At 61.6% G+C, this 19,641-nt stretch carries 16 protein-coding genes; 6 read left to right on the forward strand and 10 right to left on the reverse strand.

Annotated features, from left to right (window positions below):
* Window positions 1–24 precede the first annotated feature (24 nt).
* Window positions 25–642 (forward strand): class I SAM-dependent methyltransferase, encoded by a 618-nt coding sequence (locus J2887_RS09550; RefSeq protein WP_227175768.1) that lies wholly within the window; start codon window positions 25–27, stop codon window positions 640–642.
* On the opposite strand, the gene J2887_RS09555 is transcribed toward J2887_RS09550, so the two are convergent.
* From J2887_RS09555 to J2887_RS09590, 8 genes are all read right to left on the reverse strand, one after another.
* Entirely contained in the window at window positions 588–1,409 is an 822-nt protein-coding gene (locus J2887_RS09555; protein ID WP_227175769.1) for an alpha/beta fold hydrolase, read from the reverse strand. The two genes, J2887_RS09550 and J2887_RS09555, sit on opposite strands and share 55 nt — an antisense overlap.
* Window positions 1,390–2,151 carry a response regulator gene (locus tag J2887_RS09560; RefSeq protein WP_416381915.1) on the reverse strand — a complete coding sequence of 254 codons (762 nt, stop codon included), beginning with the start codon at window positions 2,149–2,151 and terminating at the stop codon, window positions 1,390–1,392. The genes J2887_RS09555 and J2887_RS09560 overlap by 20 nt, the downstream gene beginning before the upstream one ends.
* A gap of 17 nt (window positions 2,152–2,168) precedes the next feature.
* Entirely contained in the window at window positions 2,169–4,853 is a 2,685-nt protein-coding gene (locus J2887_RS09565; protein WP_227175771.1) for a sensor histidine kinase, read from the reverse strand.
* Complete coding sequence (gene kdpC, locus J2887_RS09570) at window positions 4,850–5,452, reverse strand: potassium-transporting ATPase subunit KdpC (RefSeq protein ID WP_227175772.1); 603 nt, start codon at window positions 5,450–5,452, stop codon at window positions 4,850–4,852. The genes J2887_RS09565 and kdpC overlap by 4 nt, the downstream gene beginning before the upstream one ends.
* A 15-nt stretch (window positions 5,453–5,467) precedes the next feature.
* Entirely contained in the window at window positions 5,468–7,486 is a 2,019-nt protein-coding gene (gene kdpB, locus J2887_RS09575; protein ID WP_227175773.1) for a potassium-transporting ATPase subunit KdpB, read from the reverse strand.
* Window positions 7,487–7,498: 12 nt separating this feature from the next.
* The gene (gene kdpA / locus J2887_RS09580) at window positions 7,499–9,211 is read right to left on the reverse strand and encodes a potassium-transporting ATPase subunit KdpA (RefSeq protein WP_227175774.1); all 1,713 of its coding nucleotides are present in this window, start codon (window positions 9,209–9,211) and stop codon (window positions 7,499–7,501) included.
* Between the two features lie 79 nt (window positions 9,212–9,290).
* Entirely contained in the window at window positions 9,291–9,353 is a 63-nt protein-coding gene (locus tag J2887_RS21835; protein WP_227176094.1) for a potassium-transporting ATPase subunit F, read from the reverse strand.
* A gap of 228 nt (window positions 9,354–9,581) precedes the next feature.
* Window positions 9,582–9,755 carry a hypothetical protein gene (locus J2887_RS09590; RefSeq protein WP_227175775.1) on the reverse strand — a complete coding sequence of 58 codons (174 nt, stop codon included), beginning with the start codon at window positions 9,753–9,755 and terminating at the stop codon, window positions 9,582–9,584.
* 275 nt (window positions 9,756–10,030) lie between these two features.
* Here J2887_RS09590 and J2887_RS09595 point away from each other — a divergent pair, with 275 nt between their 5' ends.
* The 4 genes from J2887_RS09595 (at window position 10,031) to J2887_RS09610 (ending at window position 14,780) form a co-directional block, all read left to right on the forward strand.
* Window positions 10,031–11,041: a lipid A deacylase LpxR family protein gene (locus tag J2887_RS09595; RefSeq protein ID WP_227175776.1), complete on the forward strand. Its 1,011-nt coding sequence runs from the start codon at window positions 10,031–10,033 to the stop codon at window positions 11,039–11,041.
* A 158-nt stretch (window positions 11,042–11,199) separates the two neighbouring features.
* Window positions 11,200–11,523, forward strand: coding sequence for a thioredoxin (gene trxA / locus J2887_RS09600; protein WP_227175777.1), 324 nt, complete (start codon window positions 11,200–11,202; stop codon window positions 11,521–11,523).
* Window positions 11,524–11,610: 87 nt separating this feature from the next.
* A complete protein-coding gene (locus J2887_RS09605; protein WP_227175778.1) occupies window positions 11,611–12,546 on the forward strand; it encodes a LysR family transcriptional regulator in 936 nt (311 codons plus the stop codon).
* A gap of 113 nt (window positions 12,547–12,659) precedes the next feature.
* A complete protein-coding gene (locus J2887_RS09610; protein ID WP_227175779.1) occupies window positions 12,660–14,780 on the forward strand; it encodes a TonB-dependent receptor in 2,121 nt (706 codons plus the stop codon).
* A gap of 69 nt (window positions 14,781–14,849) precedes the next feature.
* On the opposite strand, the gene J2887_RS09615 is transcribed toward J2887_RS09610, so the two are convergent.
* A complete protein-coding gene (locus J2887_RS09615) occupies window positions 14,850–16,232 on the reverse strand; it encodes an L-serine ammonia-lyase (RefSeq protein WP_227175780.1) in 1,383 nt (460 codons plus the stop codon).
* A gap of 260 nt (window positions 16,233–16,492) precedes the next feature.
* On the opposite strand from J2887_RS09615, the gene J2887_RS09620 reads away from it, so the two are divergent.
* Complete coding sequence (locus tag J2887_RS09620; protein WP_227175781.1) at window positions 16,493–18,448, forward strand: methyl-accepting chemotaxis protein; 1,956 nt, start codon at window positions 16,493–16,495, stop codon at window positions 18,446–18,448.
* Here the strand turns inward: J2887_RS09620 and J2887_RS09625 are convergent.
* Window positions 18,432–19,628, reverse strand: coding sequence for a benzoate/H(+) symporter BenE family transporter (locus J2887_RS09625; RefSeq protein ID WP_227175782.1), 1,197 nt, complete (start codon window positions 19,626–19,628; stop codon window positions 18,432–18,434). The two genes, J2887_RS09620 and J2887_RS09625, sit on opposite strands and share 17 nt — an antisense overlap.
* Window positions 19,629–19,641: the final 13 nt, after the last annotated feature.

Genomic DNA, 19,641 nt, shown 5'->3' on the forward strand with positions numbered 1-19,641 from the left:
CCGAAACCCCGGAGGGAGGGGCTGATGAAGGAATCCAAAGCGTTCTGGGACAAGGCGGCCGCCCGCTACGCCCGTAGCCCCGTCAAGGATGAGGCCAGCTATCAGAAAAAACTGGCCAAAACCCGGGAGTACCTGCAGCCAGACTGGTCGGTGCTGGAGTTCGGTTGCGGCACGGGGAGTACAGCGCTGGCACACGCTCCCTTTGTTCGTGAGATTGTGGCCACCGATATCTCGGACGCGATGATTGAGATCGCAACCGCAAAGGCCACAGAGGCCGGCATCACCAACGTTCATTTTCAGCAGGGCACGCTCAATCATCCAGACCTGACGCCGAACCGTTTCGATGCCGTACTCGGGCTCAACATTCTGCATCTGCTGGAAGACTTGCCCGGCGTGCTGGCAACGATCCACCGGTTACTCAAATCCGGCGGTGTCTTTGTGTCGAGCACGGCCCTGGTCAGCGAGATCAATCCGGTGTGGCGTCTGGCCATCCCGGTGATGCAGCGTGTGGGGCTGGCGCCTTACGTCAATCGACTGGGCCGCCAGGATCTGCTGCAGGCGCTGGCAACCGCGGGGTTCGAGGTTGACTACGATTGGCAGCCGGGTAAGGAATCGGTGTTTATTGTCGCCAGGAAGGTCTGAATCACATCCAGTACCGCGTCTGGGGCGCTGCGGTGGGGAAAGTGGCCGCAGGCCGGAATGACCCGGGCCTTTGCCTGGGGGGTGTGAGCTTCAAAGCGCTCGGGGTGAAGTGTGGAGCCATACTCATCCGCGTCTCCGTGCAGCGCTAGGGTGGGGCACTGGACCTGTTGCATGGCTGGCGCCAGGTCCCACTGTCGAAACGCGTCCGAGCACCAGGTGTCAACCCAGGCCCGCAGCACCCAGTGAGCCTTGCTGCCGTGGTATTTCCCCAGCCGCTCCATCTGTTCGGCAGCTTCAAAGGCAGCTTCTGAGGCCCGGATACCCTCCCGTGTTCGATCTTCCACACAGGTCAGTGCGGAGATAGCCACCAGCGCCTTGCAGCGCAACGGATACCGGGCGGCGCAGGTGGTGGCCATGGCGCCACCGACGCTGTGGCCCAGGGCAATAAACGCCTCAAGCCCCAGTGTTTCGCTCAGGCATGCAAACGCCGCGTCGGCCTCTCGGTCGATGAAATCCAGTGGCAACACGCCAGGGTGCGGGTCGGATCGGCCAAACCCCAGGCGATCGTAGGCAATCACGGTACGGCCGCTGATGGTGGCCAGTCGATCGGGAAAGTCCCGCCAGAGTTCGACGCAACCAAGGGAGTCGTGGAACAGTACGATCGGAGCGGCGGATGCCTGCGAGCTCCCATCGGGACGCCACTGCTTGTAGTACAACTGGCCGGTATCGCCAAGGTCCAGCCAGTGTTCAGAAATGTTCAGTGCCATCACTGCGGCTCCGAGCCGGTGGGTGGGAGTTGCCATCGTCCATCCTACCGACAAACCGATAACCGACTCCAGGCTCGGTCTGGATATACCGCTGTTCTGTCGGATCGTCGCCGAGTTTCTGTCGCAGTCGGCGAATCACGATCCGCAGGTAATGGGTATCCTGGGTATGGGTTGGTCCCCAGATGTCTTTCAGGAGCTGGGATTGTGTCACGATGCGCCCGGCGGCCAGCAGCAGTACCTTAAGCACCGCGAACTCCTTGGGCGTGAGATGAACATCGTCGCCGGCCAGGGTCAGCGTGCGAAAGGCCAGGTCGATACAGAGATCACCGTCATCGAAGCGGGCCGGCTGGTCCGCGTGAGAGGCATTGGACCGTTCCCGGGTTCGCAACTGACTACGGACCCTGGCGAGCAGCTCCTCAACCCCAAAGGGCTTGGTAACGTAATCGTTGGCGCCCAGATCCAGCGCCTGGACTTTGTCCTGTTCTCGGTCCCGTACTGACAGCACGATCACCGGCACGGTGGACCATTCCCGCAGGGATTGCAGCACGGTGGCTCCATCCACATCTGGCAGCCCAAGATCCAGAATGACCAGATCCGGCGAATGACGGGCACAGAGTCCCAGACCCTCTTCCCCTGTGCAGGCTTCAACAACCTGGTATCCCTCGGTCTTGAGGCTGATGCGGAGGAAGTGGCGGATCTGGGGTTCGTCGTCCACCACCAGGACACGGGGCGGTTCGAACAAACGGGCAGTCTGAATCATCAGATAGGTCCCTGGCTGTTTTCGTCAGCGGGCGATTCTACAACAGGCAAGGCGATATCGATGCGGGTGCCACGTCCATTCAGGCCCTCCAGTGCGGCAATGTCACCGCCATGAGCGGCCACCATGCCGTGGCAGATTGCCAGCCCGAGGCCGCTGCCATATGGCCCCCGATCACCATCGCCGCCGGTAAAAAACATGTCAAAGACCTGGCGACGTTGCGCCGGAGGAATGCCCGGACCTTCGTCCGCGACACTCAGTTTGATGCGCTCACCGGCCTGATCAAGCCAGGCTTTGATGCTGACGGTGGATTGCGGAGGGGCGAACTTCGCGGCGTTTTCGAGGACATTAACGATGGCCTGCTCCAGGAGCGCGGGATGGACGAACAGCAACGGCAGGTCGTCAGCGATCTGTCGTTCGATGTGGAGATTAGGGAACAGATCCCGGGTTCGTCGCAAGGCGGAGGACAGGATGTCGGTCAGAGCGATCCAGTCCCGTTCAATCTTCAGCGTGCCATGCCCCAGCCGGGTCATGTCCAGCAGATTGCGGATGTAGCGGTCGAGCCGTTGGCCTTCCGACAGTATCGATTCCAACAGACTTTGCCGGTCTTCCGGTGCGAGCTTTGCGGACAGGCTCTGCAAGGTGCTTGCGGAGCCAATCATGGTGGCCAGTGGCGTCCGCAGGTCATGGGAGATTGACGACAGCAGCGCGGAGCGAAGTCGTTCGGTTTCCTCTGCGATGCGGGCAGCAGAGAGATTGATTGCCAGCTCGGTTCGGAACCAGGCCAGAGCGATCTGATGGGTGTAGGTTTCCACCGCAAGGCCGCGGTATTGCTCGGCATCAAGGTTTTTGGTGTCGATGCCGAGCACCGCAAACACCTGGCCATCCGCTTCAATCGGTTCAAATCGCCAGTTCAGGCTGCTCAGCGTGTCTGAGAAGGCCCCACTGGGCTGGCCATTGCCAAGACTCCAGGCTGCCGCGGATTTCGCTGCGGTATCGAGTGGTTCTGAATGGTCCCTTTCCGCCACTACCGTTGGCTGGTCCTGGTCAGATTGGCGATGGATGATAATCACGGGCTGTTTCAGCTGTTGCTGAAGGGCGGTGACGGCTTCCAGCTGAACCGATTGAATGTCCGGCGCTGCCGCCAGTCGACGGGTGAAGGCAAGGTGTTCCCGGGCCTGGTCGTTGGACTGTCGCAGCAGCTGTATCTGTTGCTGAAGCCTGGCGGCGAGTTTGCCACCAATCAAGGCAATGATCAGAAAGAACACGACGGTCAGGGACTCATCGGTTTCGGTCATGTTGAAGGTGAGCTGGGGTTCGGTAAAAAAGAAGTTGTAGGTCAGGAAGCTGGTTAGCGCGGTGAACAGCGCCGGACGGGTGCCAGTGCGGGCGGCGACCCAGAGCACGGCCGTCAGGAACACCAGCGACAGGTTGCCCAGCGGTAACAGGTGTTGCAGCGCCAGAGAGACCGCCGTTGCCGATCCAACGCAAAGCAGCGCCCACAGATAGTCCCGCCAGTGTACTGACCTGGCATCGGCACGTCGGACACCGTGTCGCCTTTGCCTGCGTGGTACTGGAACGAAGGTGACCTCGAAGGCTTCGGCCTGCCGGATCAGGCGCCGGCTGGTGGATCGACGAAATCGCCACCACTGGTTATGGGACCGCCCCAGTATCAGAGTTGTCACCTGATGATGACGGGCATAGGCGAGCAGTTCCTCGGCGACATCATGACCCCGAAGTGTCCTGGTTTCGGCGCCGAGTCGAACGGCCAGATCAAACACCCGACCAAGCCGATCCCGCTCATCGACCGTGCGCCGGCCATTGTCGACCGTCACCACCGTCCAGGGAGCTTTGCGACGCTCAGACAGGCGCCGTCCGGCGCGGACCAGTGCTTCGCCCTGACCTGAACCGTCGACGGCCACCAGCATTCGGGCGCGGATGTGCCAGGGTTCTGCAATGCCCCGTGACTGCATGGTATCCCGAAGATCGGCATCCAGTCGCTCGGCCATGGCCTGAACCGCCAATTCCCGCAGTGCCGACAGGTTGGCCGGTGAGAAATAGCCGTCCAGCGCGGCCCTGGCTTGCTCGGGCAGGTAGACCTTGCCCTGCCGGAGCCGGGTGATCAGCTCGGAAGGCGTCAGATCCACCAACACGCAATCCCGCGCCCGGCTCAGAAGAGCGTCGGGCACGGTTTCCCGCATCTGCACGCCGGTAATGCTGGCGACCACATCAGACAGGCTTTCCAGGTGCTGGATGTTGACGGCAGTCCACACCGCAATGCCATTGGCCAGCAGTTCCTCAATATCCTGGTAACGCCAGGAGTGGCGGGTACCGGGAATGTTGCGGTGCGCCAGCTCATCGACGATAAGAACGTCCGGCTGGCGTGCCAGGGCGGCATCCAGATCGAATTCCTCAAAACGCTTGCCGGCATGACTGAGCGTCTGTGGTGGCAGCTGTTCCAGGCCCGCCCGCAGTGCCTCGGTGTCAGAACGTCCGTGGCTTTCAATGGCGCCGAGCACGACGTCCACTCCCTGGCGGCGGAGTTCATGGGCGCTCTGCAACATCTGGTAGGTCTTGCCAACCCCGGGGGCGGCGCCGAGGAAGACCTTCAATCCACCGGAATCGGTCTGGGCCTGGCACCTCAGGAGTGCATCTGGATCGGGGCGATGCTCGGCGCCGCTGCTCATTGCATGGATTTCCTTGCGTCAAGGTCGAGGTTGAACTGAAGAACATGGACCCGGGGTTGACCAAACAGCCACAGCTCAGGGCCTTCGGTGTGCTGTTCGATCAGTGAGTGCACTTCCGCGACCGGCATCTTGCGGGCCTGGGCAATACGCTCTGCCTGGAGGTGGGCGGATTCCGGAGAAATGTGTGGATCAAGGCCGGACCCGGAAGCCGTTAGCATATCCACCGGAATGTCTTTGGCAAGTACGTTGTAACGAGTCTGGAGCGCCTGCGATGCCTGTTCGGCCCGTTCCCGAAGATCGGGATTGCTGACGGCAAGATTGCTGCCTCCGGCGGAGAAGGGGTCATACCCGGCAGCCGAGGGCCTGCCATGGAGGTAATGGTCCGACTGGAACGACTGGCCTGCGAACTTGGAGCCGACCACTGCGCCATTGTCCGTCAGCAGACTGCCGGTGGCCTGTTCAGGGAAAAGCAGATTGCCCAGTGCGGTGACCGTCAGCGGGTAGACTCCGCCGCAAAGGAGGATCATAACCAGAGCCGTCCTGAGTGAGGTCAGTGCTGGCAGAGAGGGTGCGCGTTCAGCCGGGATGGATCGTGACATGATAGAGCTCCTTGTTTACTGGATGGCCGTCAACAGCAGATCGATGGCTTTGATGGCGGGGAAGGGCAGCAATAATCCGCCCAAACCGAACACCAGTAGATTGCGGCGTAACAGCTGGCTGGCGGAGCTCGGCCGGAAACGAACCCCCTTGAGCGCGAATGGAATCAGCGCCGGGATGACCAGGGCGTTGAACAGCGTGGCGGCCAGCACCGCGTTCATCGGGTTGGACAGGTTGAGCAGGTTCAGCGCGCCCAGTGCAGGCAGGGTTCCAACGAACAGCGCCGGCAGGATGGCAAAGTACTTGGCAACATCGTTGGCCAGGGAGAAGGTGGTCAGCGAGCCACGAGTAATCAGGAGTTGCTTGCCGATTTCGACTACCTCCAGCAGTTTGCCGGGGTCTGAATCCAGGTCCACCATATTGCCCGCTTCGCGAGCCGCCTGGGTGCCTGAGTTCATTGCCAGCCCCAGATCCGCCTGGGCGAGGGCGGGTGCGTCATTGGTACCGTCGCCCATCATCGCCACCAAGCGACCCTGCTGTTGCTCCTGTCGAATGATGGCTAGCTTCTGCTCGGGCGTTGCCTCTGCGATGAAGTCATCCACGCCGGCCTCTGCGGCGATGGCGGCGGCGGTGACCGGGTTGTCCCCGGTAATCATCACGGTTCTGACGCCCATTTCACGAAGTGCGGCAAAGCGTTCCCGGATACCGGATTTGACGACGTCCGACAACGCGATTACGCCCAGTACCCGGCCTCCCTCTGCCACCACCAACGGTGTGGCGCCCAGTTTGGCTACCTGTTCGACCAGGTGATCGGTTTCTGCCGGGTAGTCGCCGCCGCCGGCAGTCACAAAGCGCCGAATCGCGTCGGTAGCGCCTTTACGAAGTTGGCGGCCGTTGCCAAGATCAACGCCCGAGATCCGTGTGGTTGCTGAGAACTCGATGTACTGGGCATCCGGTTCAGCGTGGACGGTGCAGCCCTGGGCCCTCGCCAGCGCCACGGTGGATTTGCCCTCGGGTGTGGGGTCGGCCAGGGATGTGAGCAAGGCGGCTTCCCGCAAGGCTTCAGCGCTGACACCCGCGAGCGGTTCGAACGCGGTGGCCTGGCGGTCCCCGAGGGTAATGGTGCCCGTTTTGTCCAGCAGCAAGGTGTCGATGGAACCGGCGACTTCCACGGCTTTACCCGATTTTGCGATGACGTTGGCGCGCATAGCCCGGTCCATGCCGGCGATGCCAATGGCTGGCAGCAAGCCGCCAATCGTGGTCGGGATCAGGCAGACCAGCAGGGCCACCAGGACCGAGAAAGAAGGCTGGGCGCCCAGGAACCCGGCCAGTGGCACCAGGCTCACGACCACAATGAGGAACACCAGGGTCATGGCGGCAAGCAGCACGGAAAGCGCCAGTTCGCTGGGTGTTTTCTGGCGTTGGGCGCCCTCCACCAGAGCGATCATCCGGTCCAGCAGGGAATGTCCCGGATCAACCCGGACCTCGACCACGATTTCGTCAGACAGGACTCGGGTACCGGCACTGACGCCACTGTTGTCGGTGCCGGCCTCCCTCAGTACGGGGGCGGATTCGCCGGTGACCGCGGATTCGTTGATGGTCGCCGCCCCCTCAATGATTTCACCGTCCGCCGGTATCAACGTTTCGGGGGCGACCCGGACGCGGTCTCCCCGTCGCAGGGCGGTGGCGGCAACCAACTCCTCGCCGTGAGCGGTAAGGCGATTGGCCTGAAGATCAGTCCGGGTCGCTTTCAAGGCGCCCGCCTGGGCCTTCCCGCGGGCTTCGGCGACGGATTCAGCGGCATTGGCGAACAGCACGGTAAACAACAGAATGGCGGCGATGACGGCATCCAGAGCGTACGGTTGCCCCTGCACGGCATGGGTTACCGCCAACAGTGCAGTCACCACGGTGCCCAGGGCGACGATCAGCATCACCGGATTGTGGGCCAGGTGACGGGGTGACAGACGCCGTAGCGACTCGGTTATCAGGTAGCCGGCCTCCAGCTTGAGGCCCGCAAATGGGATGTTTTGTGACATGACAGTCTCCAATCAGGACAGGCTGGCGAGGAATTCAGCGATGGGGCCGAGCATCAGCACCGGCAGGAAGCTCAAAAGGGTAAACATCAGGAGGACCGCCAGAGTCATCAGGCCGAATGTGGGTGTATCGATACTCAGGCTGCCACGTCCCTGGGGGGCGCTGCGTTTGGCGGCCAACGATGCGGCAATGGCCAATGGCGCGAGGATCGGCAGGAAGCGGCCCAATGCCAGGTTGATGGCGCAGGTCACGTTCCACCAGACACTGTCGTCTGCCAGTCCTTCAAAACCGGAGCCGTTGTTGGCAAACGCGGAGGTGTACTCATAGATCACCTGGCTGATGCCATGCGGGCCGGGATTGGAGTGCCCGGTCAAAGAGGGGAAGGCAACGGTGATTGCGCTGAAACCCAGCACGAGCAGGGGTTGCAGCAGCAATGTCAGGCAGACGAGCTTGATCTCCCGGGTTTCCAGTGCCCTGCCGGCCAGCTCCGGGGCGCGACCAATCATCAGTGAACCGAGGAAGGCGGCGAGCAACAGGAACAGCAGGAAACCGATCAGACCAACACCCACACCGCCAAAGATCACATTCATGAACATGTTGGCCATGGGCACCATGCCGCCGATGGGGTTGAAGCTGTCGTGCATCCCATTCACCGAGCCGTTGGAGGTTTGGGTCGTCCAACTGGCCCACAGTGCGGTGGCGGGAGCACCGAATCGGACCTCCTTGCCTTCGAGGTTGGGGCCTGGGGCCGCCAGTCCGGAAAGCGCCGGGTTGGGTTGTTGCTCGGACCACACGGCGAGCGCTGTCAGTGAGACCGATAACGCCAGCATCACCATCAGGATCACTCTGGCAAGCCGACGTCGACCGGTCAGGTAACCAAAAGCGATCACTAGGGCAACCGGGATCAGGTACAGGGCGATTGTTTCAATGAGATTGGCGATCGGTGTCGGGTTCTCCAGAGGAACGCTGGCATTGGGCCCGTACCAGCCACCACCATTGGTGCCGAGTTGCTTGATGGCAACCATGGCCGCCACGGGACCCACCGGGATGCGCTGTTCGCTGACGCCGGCAGCCGGGTCCAGCGGTTGCACCGTCTGGGCACCCTTAAACGTGCTGGGTACGCCCTGGGAGACCAGTAGCAGTGCGGTAACGGTGGCCAGCGGCAGCAGTACCCGCACGATTGCCCGGGTGATATCCCGATAGAAGTTACCGACGGATACGGCACCGTCATCTGTCCGCTCCACCGGACGGTCTGGCCGTTGAAACAGGGTGCGGCTGATGGCCATGAGCGCCGCCATTCCTGCCGCGGGGGTGAGCACCTGAAGCGTGACAATACCCAGGGTGTGGGCGAGATAGCTGAGCTGCGCCTGGCCGGCATAGTGTTGCTGGTTGGTGTTGGTGAGAAAGGACACGGCGGTATGCAGCGCCAGGTCCCACTTCATCCCGATTATGTTATCAGGATTGAAGAACAGGCCTCCCTGTGCCAGCAACAGCGCAAATATGAGAAGGCCCAGCAGCAGGTGCAGTCCCAGCAGCGATCGACCGTACCGCTGCCAGCTCATGGGCGTGGTGGGATCGACGCCAAAGAGCCGGTACAGGGTATGCTCGATCGGCCCAAACAGACGATGTCCGGTTCCGCCACCGGGGCCATAGACGCCAGCAATGTATCGCCCCAGTGGCCAGGCCAGCAGGAACGTCAGGACGTAGGTTGCAATCACCAGGGTCATAGCCGTTCCCCCAGTTCGATAAATCCGAAACACAGGGCAAACAGCGCGAGAAGAACCAGAATTCCCAGCAAGGCCATGATCAGAACCTCTCCGGGTAGAGCAAGGCGGTGAGCAGATAGCCGCCGACCGCTATGGATGTCATTAGAAGGAAAAGGGACACGCTCTTTCTCCATCAGTGAGTGTGTCGCCATGGTGAAAGGGCTGGCCGTAAAATATCGATGGCGATAATCGGCGTGGAGCGTAAAAAAAGCGTTAAAGATGCAAGCCGCCCGGGTGGGAAGGTCAACCTTTGAGCTGGTTGATTGGGGCAACTAGGCGGTGGCCCGGGAATGCCGTTCCTGGCATTCCCGGAACTGTGATTGCAGAGGGATCAGGCTTTGTCAGTTCTCACTTCGCCCCGATGGACCACCTGGCCGCTGTAAGGGCTCGGCTGGGGGGCTTCGGTACGGGCCTCGTCTGATTTGCGGTCGGCCAGGCTGGCGTTGGCTTGCAGTGAGGCGATGGACATCAGGGTCATGAGGCTAATCAGGGCAATCTTGCGCATAACGGTTTCTCCAGTCTTTCGGGGGATGAGAGGCTCCCGGTGTGAGTGCCCCTCGAGTTGCAGCCAGTATCCCCATGCCGACGTCGGAGGAATAATTGCCTGTCCGTATGTCTCGTATCATCTCCGGTGATGAGTTGTGGCTCGAGACTCATCATTTTTCATGATGTATTGAATCCTGTCTTTCAATTGGTTCCAGCTATCACCGCTGTTTGAGAATGCTCCCAGCTTTTCGGCGTCCGGCTATCAGGGCGTTGGCTTTCTGGGAGGAACATACGATGAGGTGGATTGCTGTCGCGGGTTTTGTGATGACGGCATGGGGGGCGTCCGCGCTGGCAGTGCCGCCTGCGACGCTTGCCATTTCCACGGACAACGATCTGTTCTCTCCCACAAGCACCGATCGGGATTTCACTGCGGGACTGGCGGTGACCTACTCCAGCCCCAGTGCGCCCGCGTGGGGAAGCATGGCATCGGCGGCTCTGACCGGGCTGGATGGGTTGCTGGCCACCGATCTGGCGGTCAAACCTTTGGCCTATTCCCTGGAGTTGGGCGCTTATGGCTTCACCCCGGAGAAAATCGAGGCCGCCAACATACAGTTTGATGACCGGCCCTACAGCAGCCTGGTTTACGCCTCAATCAGCCACAGTTACCAGCGCCCCGAAAGCCGCGATGGCTGGACCACCTCGCTGACTCTGGGAGCGCTGGGGCTGAATCTGTTCGAAGCTGGCCAGAATGCCATACATCCTATTGTTGGCAGTGATACCGCCGAAGGCTGGGATCACCAGGTTGCGGACGGCGGCGAGCCAACCCTGCGTTATTCGGCGGCCTATCATCACTACCTGGGCTATGCCCCGGACAGCCAGTTCAAACTCACCGGCTATGGCTCGGTTGGCTATCTTACCGAAGCCGGTATTGCGCTGGTGTTTCGTGAGGGGCTGATTTCCTCTCCGGATAATCGTTTCAACCCGGAGTTGAGCACCTATGGCGAGCGTGGCCCGGCCCTGGCAGCCGGTCCTGCCTCAGAGAGCTATTTCTGGGGTGGCCTGGCGCTCAAGGCCCGGGCCTATAACGCCTTCCTCCAGGGGCAGTTCCGCGACAGTGCCCACACTCTGGCTACGGCTGATCTCCATACTGTGCTGGCAGAGGCATGGGCGGGGTACACCTATTCCCTGACGGATGAGCTCAAGCTGAGCTATGTGCTGCGGGTCCAGAGTTCGGAGATCAAGCGGGGGCAGGGGGACCGAACCCTGGCCTGGGGAGGCCTGGTGCTGAGTCGGTCCTTGCGGTAGCGGAACCAGCGGACGGGTCCCGCCTTATTCATCACTACAGGAAATGTACGCCATATCGCCAGGCAATTGGTTCTGACACGACGCAGTGGAGACAATCAGCCTGGGATACAACCACTCACACCCGACAATTCCCCGAAAAACACAAAGGAGAACCAGTCATGACTGCAATCAACGCCGTAACCGATGCCAGCTTTGACCAACAGGTGCTGGCCAGTGACAAACCGGTACTGGTGGACTTCTGGGCGCCCTGGTGTGGCCCCTGCAAGACCATCGCCCCGATGCTGGAAGAGCTGGTGGATGAGTTTGCCGATCAGCTGACCATCGTTAAAGTGAATGTGGACGAGAACCCGGACATTGCAGGGCGCATGGGGATTCGCAGTATTCCCACCCTGTCCCTGTTTGAGGAGGGGGCGGTCATTGCCCAGCAGACCGGCGCCGGCTCGCTGGGGCAGCTTCGGACGTTCATCAAGGGTAACATCTGATCCGCAGTGGCCACGGGAGACCGTGGCCTCAGTGTATGATGTGACCATCATCGCCACCGATCTCCAGACGATACGGGTAATTCGACTTTGAAGAACCAGGAACTGCAGCTGCTGTATATTTTTGACGCCATCATGACCGAGCGCTCCGTCACCCGTGCCGCCGAGCGGCTGTCGATGACTCAACCTGCGGTGTCCAATGCGATCTCGCGGATGCGTCAGATCTGGAATGATCCTCTGTTTGTGCGCAAGGGCCGCAACATCGAGCCCACCTCTCACGCGCTCAGTTTGTGGGACCAGGTCAGTCGGCCGATGCACGACCTTTCCAACGCGGTCAGCGCGACCCAGTTCGACCCGGCTACGGCCAAGCGCAAGTTCCGAATTGCGGTGACGGATGTGTCGGTGGAGTTGATCTGGCGTCAGCTGGTTCGGCGTCTGGAGGAAGAGGCACCCGGAGTGGATCTGCACGCTGTGCCCTATACCCCGGAGCGCTCTCATGATCTGTTGCGGGAAGCCCACGTGGACCTGGCCGTGGGCCTGTTGACCCAGCATGATCACAGCCTGCGCAGCACCTGGTTGTTTGACGGAGGCTTTCGTCTGGCCATGCGGGCCAATCACCCGTTGGCAGGGCGGCCAATCACGTTGCAGGAGTTTCTGGATGCCCGGCACCTGCTGGTGACGATGTCTGGCGAAGCCCACGGCTTTGTCGACAACTACCTCGATCAGAAAGGCCTGAGCCGCCGGATTGCGGCAACCGTCAATCACTTCTCCATCGTGCCCCAGCTGTTGCGGGAGTCGGACCTGATCGTCGCTATTCCGGAACTGATCAGTCAGGATTGCGGCTTCGTCCATGGCCTGTGGATGGGAGAGTTGCCTTTCAATGTCGATCCTTCCAGCCTGTACCTGATCTGGCACGCCCGCCATGATCGGGACCCCGGAGTCACCTGGATGCGGGAACTGGTCGGAAACCTGTTGCGGGAACGCTGGGCGGAAGTGATGGCCACGGAGCCTTGCAGCCACATCTGATAGAGCGGTCACCATCTCCCAATAAATAATAGTGAGTCGCATTTGCAAACATGTATGCGACTCTTTAGCATGCGGGCGGTTTCCCATGCACTCTTCGAACGACGAGAAGCCGTATGAACCGCTCGCAAACCGTTTCCCTGCTGTTGGCCTCCGGGCTCACGGCCATTATGCCTGCCACCGCACTGGCCGATGCAAATGGCCAGAACGCGACCAATGCCCTGGACGCGCTGGTCATCTCCGCCTCTCGCAACCAGGCGAGGGCAGATCAGACGCCCCAGAAAACCACCGTCATTACCCGCCAGCAGCTGCAGCAGCAACTGGCCATCACCAACGATCCGGGCCAGGTGCTGAGCAACCTGATTCCATCGTACTCGCCGGGTCGCCAGAAGCTGTCCAATGCCGGAGAGACGTTCCGGGGGCGTTCCGCCCTGTTTCTGGTAGACGGGGTACCCCAGAGCAACCCGCTGCGGGACAGCGCACGGGACAGTTACACCATTGACCTGAGCATGGTCGAGCGGATTGAGGTGATCCACGGTGCCAGCGCTGAGCACGGTTTGGGAGCGACCGGTGGCATCATCAACTTTGTCACCCGCAAGCCGGAGGGTGGGCGGGTCAATCAGTCGCTCTCCGCCAGTGTAACGACCGACGACGGTGTGGATTCTGATGGCCAGGGCTACAGGCTGAACTATCGGGTCAGTGGCCAGCGTGGGGACTGGGAATACCTGGCCGGAGCAACCCTGCAGGAGCGGGGCGTGTTCTATGATGGCCGGGATGAGATTGTCGGTATTGCCTATCCGGGCGAGGTGCAGAACTCCAGCAGCTACGACCTGCTTGCCAAGGTCGGCTACTGGCTGGATGACGATCAGAACATTGAGTTTTTCGTCAACCGCTTTGAGCTGGAAGGCAATGGCGACTATGTGCCGGTCCAGGGTGATCGCGCCAATGGTGTGCCCACCACAGCCCGGCGAGGCAATCCGGATGGTGATGCCGGTTACAATGAAGTGATGACTGCGCGGCTGTCCTACACCCATGATGACTGGCTCGGCAATCGGGTGGATTCCCAGCTCTACAGCCAGACCTTCCGTGCCCAGTTCGGCACCACACCATACTTTCCGTACCTCGATAGCAATGACCAGCCGCAGCTGGACCAGACCCGGAACGAATCCGATAAGCTCGGCGGCAAGTTCACCCTGGCCCGGGACGGTCTGCTGGAAGACCGCCTGACCCTGACGACTGGTCTGGACCTTTTGCAGGACGAAACCCGCCAGATGCTGGTAGAAACCGGCCGAACCTATGTTCCCAAATCCCGGTTTCGCAACCTGGCGCTGTTCCTGCAGGGCGACCTTGAGGTCACCCGGGGCCTGACCCTGCACGCAGGCGCCCGGCATGAGCGCGCCAAGCTCAAGGTCGACACCTACAGCACCATCGATCGCAGTAACGTTACCCAGGACAAGGTCACCGTGGACGGTGGCAACCCGGATTTCGACGAGACCCTGCTCAATGCCGGGGTGGTCTACCAGATCAACGACTGGGCTCAGGTGTACGGTAACTATTCCGAAGGGTTTGGCATGCCGGATGTTGGCCGGGTACTGCGCGGCATCAGCGAGCCTGGGCAGGACGTGGATTCCCTGCTGCAATTGCAGCCCATCGTCACCGACAATCGGGAGGTCGGCACCCGCTTCAACTGGGATCGCTATCGCCTGGAGATCAGCTACTACGAGTCTGATTCCGACTACGGTGAGCGCCTGACCGAAGTGGACGGTGTCTGGGTCGGAAACCGGGAAAAGACCGAGATCAAGGGGGCGGAAGTCACCGCTGAGGCCGACCTCAATGATGCCCACGCCCTGGCGCTTTCCTACACCTACGCCTCCGGCAAATCGGATACCGATGGCGACGGCTCGGTGGACACCAAACTCACCGGCATCAACATCGCGCCTGAGACCGTCAAACTGCGCTGGTCCGCCCAATGGAGCCAGGTGCTCTCAAGCCAGTTGCAGCTGAGCCACTACCGCGATCGCAACGTTGATGGCGATAACCTGGATTTCGATGGCTACAGCCTGGTGGACGGCGCAGTGACCTATCGAAGCGGCCTCGGCCGCCTGTCGCTGGGTATCGAGAACCTGCTCGATGAGGACTACATCACCTACTACTCCCAGGCCGCCCGCGCCAGTGACGATTACTACTTCACCGGCAGGGGGCGCACCCTCACCCTGGGCTACCAGCTCGACTTCTGAGCGGGTTCTGGCCTGTTCGCGGTGGTGGGTTACCGACAATCCTTTGAATCCAATGGTGGCCGGCGGTCATCAGCACTCGGTGACGTTGACCGCCAGGCCGCCGTGGGCGGTTTCCTTGTACTTGTCGAGCATGTCCGCGCCGGTGTCACGCATGGTGCGGATGACCTTGTCGAGGGACACCACATGGTCGCCATTGCCCCGCAGGGCCAGCAGGGCGGCGTTGATGGCCTGGACCGCACCCACGGCGTTGCGTTCGATGCAGGGGATTTGCACCAGGCCGCCCACAGGATCACAGGTCAGCCCCAGGTGATGCTCCATACCGATCTCCGCGGCGTTCTCGACCTGTCGCGGGCTGCCGCCGGTAACGGCGGCAAGTCCGGCGGCGGCCATGGCGCAGGCCGAGCCGATTTCCCCCTGGCAACCCACTTCCGCGCCGGAGATGGACGCGTTCTCCTTGAACAGGATTGCAATGGCGGCAGCGGTGAGCAGGAAGCGGACCACGCCGTCCTCATCGGCCCCCGGACACCAGTGCCAATAGTAATGCAGCACCGCCGGTACGATGCCGGCGGCGCCATTGGTGGGGGCGGTGACCATGCGTCCACCACCGGCATTTTCTTCGTTGACGGCGAGCGCATAGAGATTGACCCAGTCCAGGGCACTCAGGGACGGTGCAATCAAAGCCTGCTGCTCCAGGGAAGTGAGCTTGGTGTGAAGAGCGGCGGCCCGTCGCTGGATACCCAGTCCGCCGGGTAGGCAGCCCTGCGCGCGAATGCCGTTGTGGACGCAATCCTGCATCACCTGCCAGATCGCCAGAATGCCGTTGCGAATGTGGTCCGGGGCGCGCCAGGTCTGCTCGTTGGCCAGCATGACTTCAGCCATGGACAGCCCGTGGCGCTGGCAGTGTGCCAGCAGCTCTGTCGCGGTGGTGAAGGGGAAAGGCAAGTCGCTGCGGTCGTCCACCAGCCGGTCGTCGCCGGCGGCCTCTTCCTCCACCACAAAGCCACCGCCGATGGAGTAGAGCGTGCGTTGTTCCAGCGGCCGGTGATCGTCGCCGTAGGCGGTGAAGCGCAGTCCGTTGGCGTGAAAGGGCAGGGTTGTTTCCGGACGGAAGTGGAGGTCTCGCGCCCTATCGAATTCGATGGCGACTTCACCATTCAGCTTAAGTTGCCGGTGGTGATCGATCTCTCCGGCCCGCACTGGAACCCGGGCCGGATCGACCGAGTCGGGCAGATGCCCCTCCAGCCCCATCAGCACCGCCGGCCCGGTTCCGTGACCTGGCCCGGTGGCGCCCAGGGAGCCGTAGAGGTCGATGGTGATGCGGCGCACGCCCGAAAGTTGCGCGCTTTGCGCCAGTATCTGAACAAAGCGGTGGGCCGCGGCCATTGGCCCCACGGTGTGGGAGCTGGATGGGCCGATGCCGATTTTCAGCATGTCGAACAGGCTGATTGCCATGGCGGTGCCCCGGTTGGGTTGGTTGGGTGATGGCCATTTTGATGCAGCAGACAGGGCATAGCATAGCGCCCGCGGGCCCGATTTTCGTGCCCCGAGGCGACGCCAACCTGGTGATATGCGACAGAAACGAGACGGATCGGACAGGATTTATGCGCCATCGGGGGGCATGCTCGCCCGGCACCGTCTAAGCTACTTGAAAACGGATGTTCCATAACCTACGGATGGCAAAATTTATTGCACATCGATGGAATACTGAATCCATGACAATCCGAACCCGCTTCCTTGCTGTATTGCTGGCCGGTGTAACATTGCCCACCGTTGTGATTGCCGTGCTGGCGCTCTACCAGTTCCGGGCCAACATCCTCGCCAACTACCAGTCCACCAGTCTGGCTGAGATGAGACAGATCGAGCGGGGGTTCGCCTTCTACCTCGACGGTCTCTCGTCCAGTGCCGAATTCTTTGCCAATACCGACGCCATCCGCCAACTGGACGACACCGTTACCCGCTTCGTTGACTCGGTGGATAACGATGCGGCGCCCGCCAATGTCAGTGCCGTCGAGCAACGGGCGTTCCGTTTGATGGATGACTTCGGACAGTCCCGGGAAGATCTGGCCTACGTGTTCGTGGGGTTGAGCAATGGCAGCTACATCCAATGGCCCGCCGGCGGGGTGCCAGACAACTACGATCCACGGGTACGGCCCTGGTACCAGACTGGTCAGTCCGGAAATGGTGAGCCGGTGCGGGTGCCTGCCTACGCCGACGCCAACACCGGCGCGCCATTGCTGGACTATGTGGTGGAATTTGAGACCGAGAGCGGCCTGACCGGTGTGATGGGGATCGACGTAACCCTGAAGCGGCTGACCGATCTGATCGGCAATGTCCGCCTGGGGGAATCCGGCTATCTGGTGCTGATCGAAGACACCGGTACCGTGCTGGCCGATCCCCGCAACCCGGATAACAACTTCAAGCCCGTTAACAGCCTGGAGACCCTTTACAGCGAGCTGGATACGTCCTCCGGGTTGAAGGAAGTGGAGTGGCAGGGCGAGCACTGGTTCGTCAATCAGTTCACCTCGCCAACCAGCGGCTGGACGTTTGTGGGGGTGGTGCCATCCCGCGAGGTGCTGGGCAAGGTATCGCAGACCCAGCAGTTTATTTTCTGGATCAGCATCGCCCTGGTGGTGCTGTTCGCCGGCCTGGGCTACTGGATCAGCGCGGTGATCTCACGGCCGATCCTGGCAGTGACCGATGGTCTCAATGAGGCGGCCAGCGGCGAAGGGGATCTGACCAAGCGTCTGCGCCAGGACCGAGAGGACGAGACAGGCCAGATGGCGCGGGCGTTCAATGGCTTCTCGACGGTCATTCATGACTTGATTGTGGCAATAAAGGGGCGGGCCAGGGCAGTGGCGGATGAAGCAAAAACTGCCACAGAAGTTTCCCGGCATATTGAGTCCATCGCCTCGGCCCAGTCTGAGTCCCTTGAGCAGATCTCCACCGCCAGTAATGAGATGGTGGCCACCGCCAACGAGGTGGCGCTGAACTGTAACGACACCGCCGAGTCGGCGGACCGTTGCCTCGCCGAGGTGGGCAATGGCACCGAGCAGATCACCCAGACCCAGAACAGTGTGCACCAGCTCGCTGCCACCCTCACGGAAGCCAACAACGCCATGGGGGAGCTGGCGGAGGAGAATAAGAACATCACCACCATCCTGGACACCATTCGCACCATTGCCGAACAGACCAACCTGCTGGCGCTGAATGCCGCCATTGAGTCTGCCCGTGCCGGTGAGCACGGCCGCGGCTTCGCGGTGGTGGCGGATGAGGTCCGCGAGCTGTCTCAGAAAACGGCCCAGTCCACCCAGGAGATTGACACCCTGCTGTCAGCCCTGAACGAACGCACCGTCACTGTATCCAGCAAACTGGCGGGCAGCGCGGAGCATTCCGACGCCACGGTGCGTACCGCCCAGGAAGCTGCCGACACCTTCCTGACCATTCAGGAACAGGTCAGCCGCATCCGCGACATGGCGACGCAGATTGCCGCCGCTACGGAAGAGCAGCATTCGGTGGCAGAGGACATCAGCAAGAACGTGACCGGGGCCTACAACGAGGCCTCCCGCGCCCGCGATGTGGCCGTGAGTGCCAACAAGACGGCGTCGTCGCTGAGTGATCTCTCTGATGAACTGGCGGATCTGGTCCGGCAGTTCAAGACCGCGGAGTAGCTGACAGCGTGTGCTGTTGCGGGCGGGCATTGAGAACCAGCAGAGTCAGGCCTCCGGCTACCATGCCCCAGAACGCAGCGCCCACGCCAAACAGCGTCAGGTCCGATGCGGTCACCAGAAAGGTGATCACCGCCGCGTCCCGGTGGGATACCCGCTCGAGAGCTGTTGCCAGGCTACCGGCAAAGGTACTGACCAGGGCCAGACCGGCAATGGCGAGTATCAGGGCCGTCGGCAGAGCAGCAAACAGGGCCCCGACAGTGGCGCCGAAGATGCCGGTCAGCAGGTAGAAAATCCCGGCCGACACCCCGGCAACATAGCGTTTCCGGGGATCCTCGTGCGCTTCCGGTCCGGAACAGATCGCTGCGGTAATGGTGGCCAGGTTGAGCGCAAAGCATCCAAACGGGGCCAGCACGGTGGTTGTGGCGCCGGTCCAGCCCACCAGGCTCGATACCGGAGGGCGGTAGCCCGCGGTTTTCAGCACCGCCAGGCCCGGGGCGTTCTGCGATGCCATGGTCACCGCAAACAGTGGCAGAGCAATCCCGAAAAAGGCTTCGAGGCTGAACGTGGGTGCCACGAACACCGGCGAGGCCAGCGCCAGGGTTAGGTCATCGGTCGCTATTGTGCCCTTGGCAGAGGCGATCGCCAGGCCAATCAGCAGTGGAGCCAGGGCGGCGTAGCGCGGCAGCAGCCGGCGGGTGATCAGGTAGGCCAGGAACATCCCGAACACCAGGGTGAAGGATGACTCCATGGCGACAAAGGCATCCAACCCAAACTGCAGCAGGATGCCCGCCAGCATGCCGGCGGCGATCGCCATGGGGATTCGGTCCATCAGGCGTTCGAACCAGCCCATAAATCCCGCCAGGGTCATCAGCAGGCCAGAGATCATGAAGGCGCCGATGGCTTCGTTCATGGTGGTGCCGGACGCACTGCTGAGCAACATGGCGGCACCGGAGGTGGACCAGGCGGTGGCAATGGGCATCCGGTAGCGGAGCGACAGGGCGATTCCGGTGACCGCCATGCCGATGCCCAGCGCGAGCATCCACGAGGCGACCTGTTCCGGTGTGGCTCCCAACCCCTGGGCCGCCTGGAACACAATGGCGGCCGAACTGGTGAAACCCACCAGAACCGTAATAAAGCCGGCATTGATGGCCGATAAAGACACGTCCCTGACCTGTCGCATACAGGTTCCTCTT

It is taken from the genome of Marinobacter sp. CA1 (assembly GCF_020546665.1).
Taxonomy (GTDB): domain Bacteria; phylum Pseudomonadota; class Gammaproteobacteria; order Pseudomonadales; family Oleiphilaceae; genus Marinobacter; species Marinobacter xestospongiae.

What these genes read in the sequence shown, in the direction of transcription:
- kdpC (WP_227175772.1), bottom strand. Translation starts at nt 5,452, where the DNA reads ATGTCACGATCCATCCCGGCTGAACGCGCACCCTCTCTGCCAGCACTG.
- J2887_RS09555 (WP_227175769.1), bottom strand. Translation starts at nt 1,409, where the DNA reads ATGGCACTGAACATTTCTGAACACTGGCTGGACCTTGGCGATACCGGC.
- kdpA (WP_227175774.1), bottom strand. Translation starts at nt 9,211, where the DNA reads ATGACCCTGGTGATTGCAACCTACGTCCTGACGTTCCTGCTGGCCTGG.
- J2887_RS09590 (WP_227175775.1), bottom strand. Translation starts at nt 9,755, where the DNA reads ATGCGCAAGATTGCCCTGATTAGCCTCATGACCCTGATGTCCATCGCC.
- J2887_RS09620 (WP_227175781.1), top strand. Translation starts at nt 16,493, where the DNA reads ATGACAATCCGAACCCGCTTCCTTGCTGTATTGCTGGCCGGTGTAACA.
- J2887_RS09625 (WP_227175782.1), bottom strand. Translation starts at nt 19,628, where the DNA reads ATGCGACAGGTCAGGGACGTGTCTTTATCGGCCATCAATGCCGGCTTT.
- J2887_RS09595 (WP_227175776.1), top strand. Translation starts at nt 10,031, where the DNA reads ATGAGGTGGATTGCTGTCGCGGGTTTTGTGATGACGGCATGGGGGGCG.
- J2887_RS09565 (WP_227175771.1), bottom strand. Translation starts at nt 4,853, where the DNA reads ATGAGCAGCGGCGCCGAGCATCGCCCCGATCCAGATGCACTCCTGAGG.
- J2887_RS09610 (WP_227175779.1), top strand. Translation starts at nt 12,660, where the DNA reads ATGAACCGCTCGCAAACCGTTTCCCTGCTGTTGGCCTCCGGGCTCACG.
- J2887_RS09550 (WP_227175768.1), top strand. Translation starts at nt 25, where the DNA reads ATGAAGGAATCCAAAGCGTTCTGGGACAAGGCGGCCGCCCGCTACGCC.
- kdpB (WP_227175773.1), bottom strand. Translation starts at nt 7,486, where the DNA reads ATGTCACAAAACATCCCATTTGCGGGCCTCAAGCTGGAGGCCGGCTAC.
- trxA (WP_227175777.1), top strand. Translation starts at nt 11,200, where the DNA reads ATGACTGCAATCAACGCCGTAACCGATGCCAGCTTTGACCAACAGGTG.
- J2887_RS09615 (WP_227175780.1), bottom strand. Translation starts at nt 16,232, where the DNA reads ATGGCAATCAGCCTGTTCGACATGCTGAAAATCGGCATCGGCCCATCC.